Source organism: Streptomyces sp. NPDC029292 (assembly GCF_055569295.1).
Genome location: NZ_JBVHXR010000044.1, coordinates 1 through 9,941 on the forward strand (window position 1 = coordinate 1; position 9,941 = coordinate 9,941).

Here is a 9,941-nt window from a genome sequence, read left to right on the forward strand (position 1 = left end):
ACGAGGTCTCCCCCTCCCCTCCCCCCCCCGTGTAGACTAATTCCTCCCCCCCCCCCCCCCCGCCTCCCCCCCCCCCCCCCCCCCCTCCCTCCCCCCCCCCCCCCCCCCCCCCCCCCCCCCCCCCCCACAACTCTCCTGGTCAGCCGCGGGTCTGGAACTTCGCCCGGAGACGGGGCGAGAAGCGGACGGCCACGATCCCCAGGGCCGCGAGGACACCGCCCACGATCAGGAGCATGCCGACCCCGCCCAGTCCGGTCTGGGCGAGAATGCCCCCCGCGGAGTCCGTGGAGTCCGTCGAGCCCCCGCTGTCCGTCCCGTCGTTGCCCGCGCTACCGCCCGTTCCGCTACCGCCCGTTCCGCTGCCGGCCGAGGCGGTCGGCTCGGGCGAGGCGGACGCAGTCAGCACCTCGACCGTGAAGCGGGCCGTGGCATCCCCGGCCGATGCGGCGACGGTGTAGGTGCCCGTCCCCTGACCGGCGACCAGAGCCGGCGTCGCGGCCTTGCCCGAGGCATCGGTCGTGACGACCACGGCCTGGTCCTTGCCCTCGAACCGGGGGCCGTCCGCGCTGTCGTCCTCGACCCGGAATTCCACCTTCGTGTCCGCCGCCGGCGTGCCCGACTCGGTCACCAGGGCCTCAAGCGCCTCGGCGAAGGACTCCCCCTGCTGTGCCTTCTGCCCGTCGCCCTTGACGACGCTCACGTCGTGCTTCAGCGTCTTCACCCGGGCGGTGAAGACCGTCGACACGTCCTTGGCCGTCGCACGGACGGTGAACTCGCCCTCGCGCGTGGTGGCCTCGATCTTCGGTGCCTCACCGCGGCCCTGGGCGTCGGTCGACACGAGGGCCTCGTGATCGGCCTCATCCGTGACGAAGTGCACCCCCAGCCCCTTCGGGTCCTCGATCGTGAACTTCACCGTGAGGTCCTCGACCGGGTTGCCGTCCTTGTCCCGGGCCACCACGGCCATCGAGGCGAAGAGGTTTCCGGGCTGCGCGGTCTGGTCGCCACCGGACACCTGGCTCAGCTCCGTGACCGTGCGGCCCGTCCACTGGATCACGACGCGCCCGTCGCCCCCGGGGGCGTTGACACCGCCCTCACCCACTCCGGAGGTCACCGGATCGCCGGCTGCCTCCCAGAACGGGTCGGTCTTCGCGGGCACCTTGTAGCGGTCACCGCTCACCAGCCGCGCATCGGTCACCCGGTCCGGATCCGCATAGCTGGTACCGCCGCCGCCGCTGCCGGTGGTCTTGCCGTCGTCCGAACTCGCGCCTCCGCCACCGCCGGCGTAGCCGCCACCGCCGCCGCCACCGCCGTAACGGCTGCTCTTCCCTCCGTCGCCGCCGCGGCCTCCCGCGGTCCGGTCGGCACCGGCCGAGCCATTGCCGCCACCGGCACCGCCGGTGGCGCCGTTCGCCCCCTTGCCGCCGGCGTCCGTCTCCGCCGCGTCCTGGCCCAGCTCAGCACCGCCCGCACCGGCATACCCCGTACTGCTGCCGATCCGGTCCCCGGCACCGCCACCACCCGCGGCAATGACGAGCGCGTCCCCACCGCTGGTGCGAAGGGCACTGCTGCCGCCCCCGGCGTAGGCCCATCCGCCACCGCCTGCGCCACCGAGAGCGTCGCCGAATCCCGCTCCGGCGACCGCCACGGACAGCCGCTCCCCGGAGGTGACCCGCAGCGTTCCCGCGGCGTACGCCCCCGCGCCGCCGTTCGCCATGGAGCCGCCGGCGCCACCCTGCCCCCAGGCCCGCACATCCAGCGCCGTCACACCCGACGGAACCTGGAACTCCTGCGCGGAGCCCGTGGCATCGAAGAGCCGACAGCTCTGGAAGCCCGCCGTCGGCGTGCAGATCTCACCGGCGTCAGCGGCCGCCGCGGCCGGAGCACCCACCCATCCCACTCCGGCGCCCAGCGTGGCAAAGGCCAGCGCAGCCGCTCCCCGCCGCCACCGGACACGGCGCAGCACAACGGAATCCCCACTCATCGTCCACTCCACAAACTGAAGGAAGCTCCCCCCCTGGGAGCCCACAGACCCGCGAGAGCGTATCGGGACGGGTGATGAAAGGTGAGTCAATTGTTGAAGAGGTGAAGAGAGTGAAGGGTCAGTGCCGCCCCGCCACCCGGTCCGCCACCCGCGCCAGCCGCGACGACTCCGCGCTGTGCGTGGTCAGTTCGCGCCGGTCGGCCGTGCGGTAGGTGGCGTACATGCCGTGCACGCCGATCCAACGGAAGGGCTCCGGTTCCCACTTGCGGACCTGGTGGTTGACCCAGGGCAGGCCGGTCAGGTCCGTCGGGCCCGACTGACCGGAGTCCTGCTGGACGAGGTCGCGCAGGGTGCGGGCGGCGAGGTTGGTGGTGGCGACGCCGGAGCCGACGTAGCCGCCCGCCCAGCCGAGGCCCGTCGAGCGGTCCAGGGTGACCGTGGCGCACCAGTCGCGGGGGACACCGAGGACGCCGGACCAGGCGTGCGCCACCTGCACTCCCGTCAGGGACGGGAAGAAGCGGACAAGGATCTCGTACAGGGCCTCGATGGTCGCCTGCTGGGTGCGGCCGTCGTTGTCGGTGCGCGAGCCGAAGCGGTACGGGACGCCGCGGCCGCCGAGCGCGATGCGGCCGTCGGCGGTGCGCTGCGCGTACATGTACGCGTGCGCCATGTCGCCGAGCGCCTCGCGGCCCTCCCAGCCGATGGTCTCCCACTGCTCCGCCGACAGGGGCTCCGTGGCGATCATCGACGAGTTCATGGGGAGCCAGGTGCGCTTCTGGCCCTTCAGGGAGGCAGTGAAGCCCTCCGTGCAGCGCAGGATGTAGGGGGCGCGGACGGTGCCGTACGGCGTGACCGCGTGCTTCGGGCGGATCTCCGTGACCGGCGTCTGCTCGTGGATCGTGACGCCGAGCGCCTCGACGGTGGCCGCGAGGCCCTTGACCAGCTTCACCGGGTGCAGGCGCGCCCCGTGCGGGGTCCACATCGAGCCCACCGCGTCCGCGACCCGGATGCGCTCGGCGGTCTCACGGGCACCGTACAGCTCGCGGTCCTTCTCTCCGTACGACAGCTCGTGCTCGTGGAAGTCCTTCAGACGGGCCAACTGGGCGGGCGTGTACGCGACTTCGAGGACACCGCCCTGGTGGATGTCCGCCTCGATGCCCTCCTCCGCCGCGACCCGGACGACCTCGTCGACCGTCTCGTTCATGGCCTGCTGGAGGCGCACGGCCGCCTCGTGGCCGTGCAGCTTCGCGTACCGGTCGCGGCCCGCGATGCCGTTGTAGAGCCAGCCGCCGTTGCGCCCCGAGGCTCCGTAGCCGCAGAACTTCTGCTCCAGGACGGTGATCCGGAGGAAGGGCGCCGCCTTCTTCAGGTAGTACGCGGTCCACAGACCCGTGTAGCCGCCGCCGACGATGACGACATCGGCGGACGCGTCACCGGGCAGGGGCTCGCGCGGGACGGGGATGCCGTCGTCCGCGTACCAGAAGGAGACGCCGCCGTTGACGGTGCGGCCGGTGCTTCCCGCGCCGGCGCCGGTGCTGTCCGCGCTGCTCATGGGCATGCTGCTGCTCATGGCCCGGACGTTAACCCCTCAGGGCCGCGAGTGTCTCCTTCGGATTCCATGCTTTTCCGCACCCCCGCACCAGCGGACGACAGCCCAGACCGATCAGGATCGAGGTGAAATGCCCGAGATCGGTGAAGGTCCGCCCGGTGAGCAGCGGCAGCCCGTACACGACGAGGACCACCGCCAGATAGAGATACCGCCAGGGCACCGCGATCCGGTACGTCAGGACGCCGATCACCCCCGCCAGCGCGTAACTCACCCCGATGTCCAGGGTGTTGACCGTCGAGTACGGCGCCACCCCGTTCTTGACCGCCCACAGCAGCGCGCCCTCGCTGATCAGCGTCGCCAGCACATGCGCGGCCACACAGACGGCCAGCCAGCGCCCGGTGCCCAGCCAGTGCTCCGCCTGCGCGTGGAAGACGGTGTAGAGCACCGCGTACGGCAGCCAGTGCCCGCCGTCGATCCACATCGCGCTGGAGATGAGCACCCGGACCGGGTTGTTCGACAACTCCTGGATGTTGGTGGACCGCTGCCGCAGGAAGTCCTCCTCGAAGTCCGGGGACATGTGGTGCATGGCCACGGTCGTGATGAAGAGGATCGCCAGCCAGACGTACGTTCCTGGAGCACGGGCGATGTACGACCGTGCGGCGCGCGAAGCTCGACTCATGGGGAGATTGTGATGGTTTGGGACGCCGGGCTGCTGGAGCGGGGAGCGGAGTTTCTCAAGCGGTGGGGGCTGCGTCAGGAGGGGGAGCCGATGAGCGGCAGGGCCTCGGTCGTGCTGCCGGTGGTGCGCGGCGACGGGACGCGGGCGGCGCTCAAGCTCCAGGAGGTCGACGACGAGACGGCCGGCGAGGGGCTCGCCCTGCGGACCTGGGGCGGCGACGGAACCGTACGGCTGCTGGACGACGACCCGGAGACCGGCACGCTGCTCCTGGAACGGCTCGACGAGAACCGGCCGCTGGCCGCCGTACCGGATGTGCTGGAGGCGACCGGGATCCTCGCGGACCTCCTCGCGCGCCTGACGTCGGTGCCCGCGCCGGCGGGGCTGCGGCACCTCGGTGATCTGACGGCGGGCATGTTCGACCGGCTGCCTGCGGTGCTGAAGGCGCTGGACGACGAGGCCGACCGGCGGCTGCTGCGGGACTGCGCGGCGGCGCTGCGCGAGGTCGCGGACGAGCCGGGAGACCGGCTGCTGCACTGGGATCTGCACTTCGAGAACGTCCTGGCGGCCGGCCGTGAGCCCTGGCTGGTCATTGACCCGAAACCGCTCGCCGGGGATCCGTGCTTCGAACTGCTGCCCGCGCTCTGGAACCGTTTCGAGGAGGGGCAACTGCTGCGGCGCTTCGACCTGATGACGGAGGCGCTGGGCGCGGACCGGGACCGGGCGAGGGCCTGGACGCTGGGGCGCGTGCTGCAGAACTCGCTGTGGCGGGTGGAGGAGGGGCACGGCCTGAACGCGGAGCAGACGGCGATCGCGAGGGAGCTGATGGCTTAATCGCGAAAACGGTTCCACCACACGTCACATTTTGACACTCCTCTCACCCAATCCTTACCTCAATGTAGGGTGCGTACACCCTTTCGTCGCGAGGCAGTTCGAACGGCACTCCCACGCCCGTCGTCGGCGGCTTTCGTCCGGATATATCCAAGGAAGTCCGTGAAGCGCATACTCATCCGATCCGGTAAGAGTCCCTTCCGCGTCGCCACCCAGACGGAGTTCATCCATCAGGACCTGATGGGCACGAACACGGGCAACCTGCTCTTCAGCGACTCCGCGCACAAGATGCTGACGACGCCGAACACCGAGGTCACCTCGAACGGCATCAGCACCGATCCGTCGCCGGAACGGGCCGCGCAGATCAACGAGGAGTACGACGTCTTCGTCGTCCCGCTCGCCAACGCCTTCCGCCCCGGCTTCCACAAGTCGCTCGACCGGCTCTCCACGCTCATCGAGCAGCTCACCATCCCGGTGGTGGTCTTCGGCGTCGGCGCCCAGGCGGGCGACGACTACGAGACCGCCGAACTGAAGCCGATGGAAGCCTCGGTGAAGCGCTTCGCCTCGCTGGTCCTGGACCGGTCGTCCTCCATCGGCGTCCGGGGGGAGCTCACCGCCCGCTATCTGAACAACCTCGGCTTCAGCGACGTCGACATCATCGGCTGCCCCTCGATGTTCCTGTACGGCGACACGTTCCCCGCCATCCGTACGCCGGACTCCCTCACCGCGGACTCCCGTATCGCCCTCAACCTCTCCCCGGACGCGATCCCGGTCGGCGACATCTCGGGCATCGCCCGCCACGCGCACGAGCACTACCCGCACCTCACCTACTACGCCCAGAACACGGCTGACGCCGAAGTGCTGCTGTGGGGCGACACCACCCCCCAGGCCGGCATCCAGCAGCCCTTCCCGCTCCAGCTCTCGCACGCGCTGCTGCAGGAGAACAAGGTCCGCATGCCGCTGGACCCGGCGACCTGGATCCGGGAACTGAGCACGTACGACTTCGCCTACGGCACCCGCATCCACGGCAACGTCGCCGCCCTGCTGGCCGGCACGCCGAGCGTCGTCCTCACACACGACTCGCGGACGCTGGAGCTGTGCCGGTACTTCGACATCCCGCACCGCCCGCTCGGCGAGCTGTCCGCCGACACCGACCCCCGCGACCTGTACGAGGCCGCCGACTTCTCCGCGATGATCAAGGGGCACGGCGAACGCTTCGACCGGATCACCGCGTTCCTCGACCGCAACGGCCTGGAGAACACCTACCGGCACGGTGACGGCGGCGCCGCGTTCGACGCCCGGGTCGCCGCGCTGGACCTGCCCGAGTCGATCCCGGTCTGGGACGGCTCGGACGACGGCCACATGCGTTACCGCGTGAGCCGGCTGCGCGAGCGGATCACCGTGAGCGAGGGCAGGGCGAGCAGCCTCGCCAAGAAGGTCGAGGAGAAGAACAAGGAACTGCGCGGGCGCCTCGCCGCCGCCGAGAAGCACGCGGCCGACACCAGCAAGGAGCTGGACGCGCTGCGCAAGGACCTCGCAGCCGTCCGCAAGCAGCTCGCGAGCACGGACAAGCGGGTCGGCGGCGTGGAGAAGCGGGTGCTGGTCCGTATCGGCCCGGCCATCCGCCGCCGGGCCCGCCAGCTCTCGCCCAAGCACGACAACGGCTGACGACAGACACAGAAAAGCCCAGGTCACAAACGGTGACCTGGGCTTTCTTCGTTGAACAGGAGCGGAGCCCCCTGTCGGATTCGAACCGACGACCTTCGCTTTACAAGAGCGGCGCTCTGACCAGCTGAGCTAAGGAGGCCTGCACGCGCGCGTGCCGCGTACGTGCCCGTGCAGTCTACCCACGTCACAGCGGGCTCCTGTCGAAAATTTCCGCGAACTTCATCGGTCCCGGAGTACTGACAGAACACGTGAACGGCAGGTAGCGTCCTGACCCAGTTCACTCATGTGGACTACACCACTATGGATCGTTCCATAGTGGACCACCACCTTTACAACGGATCGTCCGGCACGTTCCTGCCGGTGAAGGGGGCCCATCACCATGGCCACTGTCTCGTTCAACAAGGCGACCCGCATCTACCCGGGTGGCGACAAGCCCGCCGTCGACCAGCTCGAGCTCGACGTCGCGGACGGCGAGTTCCTCGTCCTCGTCGGTCCCTCCGGCTGCGGAAAGTCCACCTCCCTGCGCATGCTCGCGGGTCTCGAGGACGTCAACGCCGGCTCGATCCACATCGGTGACCGCGACGTCACGCACCTGCCGCCCAAGGACCGGGACATCGCCATGGTGTTCCAGAACTACGCGCTCTACCCGCACATGACGGTCGCCGACAACATGGGCTTCGCGCTCAAGATCGCCGGTGTCCCGAAGGCCGAGATCCGCCAGAAGGTCGAGGACGCGGCGAAGATCCTCGACCTCACCGAGTACCTCGGCCGCAAGCCGAAGGCCCTCTCCGGCGGTCAGCGCCAGCGTGTCGCCATGGGCCGCGCCATCGTGCGTGAGCCCCAGGTGTTCCTCATGGACGAGCCGCTGTCGAACCTCGACGCCAAGCTCCGCGTCTCGACCCGTACGCAGATCGCCTCGCTGCAGCGCCGTCTCGGCATCACCACCGTGTACGTCACCCACGACCAGGTCGAGGCCATGACCATGGGCGACCGCGTGGCCGTACTCAAGGACGGTCTGCTCCAGCAGGTCGACTCGCCGCGCAACATGTACGACCGTCCGGCGAACCTCTTCGTCGCCGGGTTCATCGGCTCCCCGGCCATGAACCTCGTCGAGGTCCCGATCACCGACGGCGGCGTGAAGTTCGGCAACAGCGTCGTCCCGGTCAACCGTGAGGCGCTCAAGGCCGCCGCCGACAAGGGCGACCGCACGGTCACCGTCGGCGTCCGCCCCGAGCACTTCGACATCGTCGAGCAGAACGGCGACGCCGCGAAGAGCCTCTCCAAGGAGTCCGAGGACGCCCCGGCCGGTCTCGCCGTGTCGGTGAACGTCGTCGAGGAGCTCGGCGCCGACGGCTACGTCTACGGCAGCGCCAAGGTCGACGACAAGCTCACGGACCTGGTCGTCCGCGTCAGCGGCCGCTCGGTCCCGGAGAAGGGCGCCACGCTGCACGTCGTGCCGCGTCCGGGCGAGACCCACGTGTTCTCGACCTCCACGGGCGAGCGCCTCACCGACTGAGGCAGCCCCCCCCCACCGGGGACTCCCCACCTGGGACCCCCACTTGGGGAGCCGACGCAAGTCGGGGGGACGGAAACCGCGACGCGGTCGAATTCACCCATGTTGACGAAGAGGGCCCCGCTGCCTGCCGCGGGGCCCTCTTCGTTGTCGACAAATACCCCGGCAGACCGGTCATTTCGATACGTGTGCGTCAACGCCCTACCCAGAAACGGGCCCTTCTTTGTCCCCCGAATCGGTGACTAAATGTCGCCAAATCATCACCCCGCGCTACCCTCACTCGCGTGAAGCACTCCACCACTAACCAACGGACCCGGCATGGCCACGGCCCCGCCCGCCGGATCGGCCGCACCCTCGCCCTCGTTCTGCCTGTCGTCCTGGTGCTCTCCGGGACCCTCGCGGTCACCCGAGTCAACTGGTCGGGGAACCCCGCGAACTCGGTGCTCACCGCCGCCGAAGCCTCCTCGTCGGACGTCTCCACGCGCGCGGCGACCCGCGCCCCGCAGGACATCCTGCGCGACCGCCTCCTCCTGGAGCTCCAGGAGAAGAACCCGGGCGTCGCCCTCACCCACCTCCAGGAGGCGGTGAACGGCCGCCCGTCGCTCGCCAAGCACTGCGTCTCCATCGCCCGCGCACTCGGCCGCGCCGCGGTCCACGCGTACGGTCCGAAGCGCGCCCAGTCGTTCGCCCGGCCCGTCTGCGACACGTCCTACGCCTCGGGGGTCGCGGCCACACACTTCTGAGCCGTTCGCTTACCGCACCCTCACCTCGGGGCCGTCAGGTAACGGCTGATTAAGGAACGGTTGCCGCCAGAAGCCGCGAGCGGGGCGCGACGTACAGTTCGGTCATGACCGATCCGAACGCCGCGTCGCGCCCCGTTCAAGCCGTTGTCCTGGCCGGCGGCCAGGGTTCCCGGCTGCGTCCTTACACCGACGACCGGCCCAAGCCGATGGTCGAGATCCCCGGCACCGGGACCCCGATCATCGGCCACCAGCTGACCTGGCTCGCCGAAGAGGGCGTGACCGACGTGGTCGTCAGTTGCGGCCACCTCGCCGAGGTCCTCCAGAAGTGGCTGCAGACGGCCGACCTCCCGGTCAACGTCACGACGGTCGTCGAGACGGAGCCCCTCGGCCGCGGCGGCGGTCTCAAGTACGCCGCCGCGCACCTCCCCCACCCGGAAAAGCCCTGGTTCGCGACGAACGGCGACATCTGGACCCGTTTCTCGCTGCGCGACATGGCGGACTTCCACACCGAGCGCGACGCCGTCGCGACCCTCGCGCTGGCCCGCCCGCGCATCCCGTGGGGCGCCGTCAAGACGGACGGCTTCGGACGCATCACGGACTTCATCGAGTCCCCGCCGACCCAGTACGAGATCAACGCGGGCGTCTACGTCTTCTCCGCCGAGTTCGCCGACCTGCTCCCCGAGCGCGGCGACCACGAGCGCACCACGTTCCCGCACCTGGCCCGCGAACGCCGCCTGGCCGGCTTCTCGCTCCCCCAGGGCGCCTACTGGCGCGCCATCGACACCGCGAAGGATCTGACGGAGGCGGCGAAGGAGCTTGCGGCGCTGGGCCGTTGAAGTTCGGCGACGTCAACGCCGGAGGGGGGGGGGGGGGGGGGGGGGGGGGGGGGGGGGGGGAGGCCGGGGGGGGGGGGGGGGGTGGGGGTGTGTCTTCCCCCGTGCCCCCCCTCCTCTTTGCCTTCCTTGCCGACCCCCTCCCCC

At 70.2% G+C, this 9,941-nt stretch carries 8 protein-coding genes and 1 tRNA gene; 5 read left to right on the forward strand and 4 right to left on the reverse strand.

From position 1 onward, the window contains the following. Window positions 1–139 precede the first annotated feature (139 nt). From ACZ4WS_RS46740 to ACZ4WS_RS46750, 3 genes are all read right to left on the reverse strand, one after another. Window positions 140–1,981: a glycine-rich domain-containing protein gene (locus ACZ4WS_RS46740; protein ID WP_467990162.1), complete on the reverse strand. Its 1,842-nt coding sequence runs from the start codon at window positions 1,979–1,981 to the stop codon at window positions 140–142. 118 nt (window positions 1,982–2,099) lie between these two features. Continuing rightward, window positions 2,100–3,533 carry an NAD(P)/FAD-dependent oxidoreductase gene (locus tag ACZ4WS_RS46745; RefSeq protein ID WP_467990216.1) on the reverse strand — a complete coding sequence of 478 codons (1,434 nt, stop codon included), beginning with the start codon at window positions 3,531–3,533 and terminating at the stop codon, window positions 2,100–2,102. 28 nt (window positions 3,534–3,561) lie between these two features. Continuing rightward, the gene (locus tag ACZ4WS_RS46750; protein ID WP_467990164.1) at window positions 3,562–4,209 is read right to left on the reverse strand and encodes a rhomboid-like protein; all 648 of its coding nucleotides are present in this window, start codon (window positions 4,207–4,209) and stop codon (window positions 3,562–3,564) included. 12 nt (window positions 4,210–4,221) lie between these two features. On the opposite strand from ACZ4WS_RS46750, the gene ACZ4WS_RS46755 reads away from it, so the two are divergent. Both ACZ4WS_RS46755 and ACZ4WS_RS46760 read left to right on the forward strand, forming a co-directional pair. Continuing rightward, window positions 4,222–5,040: an aminoglycoside phosphotransferase family protein gene (locus ACZ4WS_RS46755; RefSeq protein WP_467990166.1), complete on the forward strand. Its 819-nt coding sequence runs from the start codon at window positions 4,222–4,224 to the stop codon at window positions 5,038–5,040. Window positions 5,041–5,199: 159 nt separating this feature from the next. Further along, a complete protein-coding gene (locus ACZ4WS_RS46760; RefSeq protein ID WP_467990167.1) occupies window positions 5,200–6,705 on the forward strand; it encodes a polysaccharide pyruvyl transferase family protein in 1,506 nt (501 codons plus the stop codon). Between the two features lie 65 nt (window positions 6,706–6,770). Here ACZ4WS_RS46760 and ACZ4WS_RS46765 read toward each other — a convergent pair. Then, window positions 6,771–6,844: transfer RNA gene (locus ACZ4WS_RS46765), tRNA-Thr, on the reverse strand. Between the two features lie 240 nt (window positions 6,845–7,084). Between ACZ4WS_RS46765 and ACZ4WS_RS46770 the strand changes: the two genes are divergently transcribed. The 3 genes from ACZ4WS_RS46770 to ACZ4WS_RS46780 all read left to right on the forward strand — a co-directional run bounded on the left by ACZ4WS_RS46770 (window position 7,085) and on the right by ACZ4WS_RS46780 (window position 9,797). Beyond that, entirely contained in the window at window positions 7,085–8,221 is a 1,137-nt protein-coding gene (locus tag ACZ4WS_RS46770) for an ABC transporter ATP-binding protein (protein WP_467990169.1), read from the forward strand. A gap of 281 nt (window positions 8,222–8,502) precedes the next feature. After that, window positions 8,503–8,961, forward strand: a complete 459-nt coding sequence (locus tag ACZ4WS_RS46775) for a hypothetical protein (RefSeq protein ID WP_467990171.1) — start codon at window positions 8,503–8,505, stop codon at window positions 8,959–8,961. 104 nt (window positions 8,962–9,065) lie between these two features. Beyond that, window positions 9,066–9,797, forward strand: coding sequence for a nucleotidyltransferase family protein (locus ACZ4WS_RS46780; protein ID WP_467990173.1), 732 nt, complete (start codon window positions 9,066–9,068; stop codon window positions 9,795–9,797). Window positions 9,798–9,941: the final 144 nt, after the last annotated feature.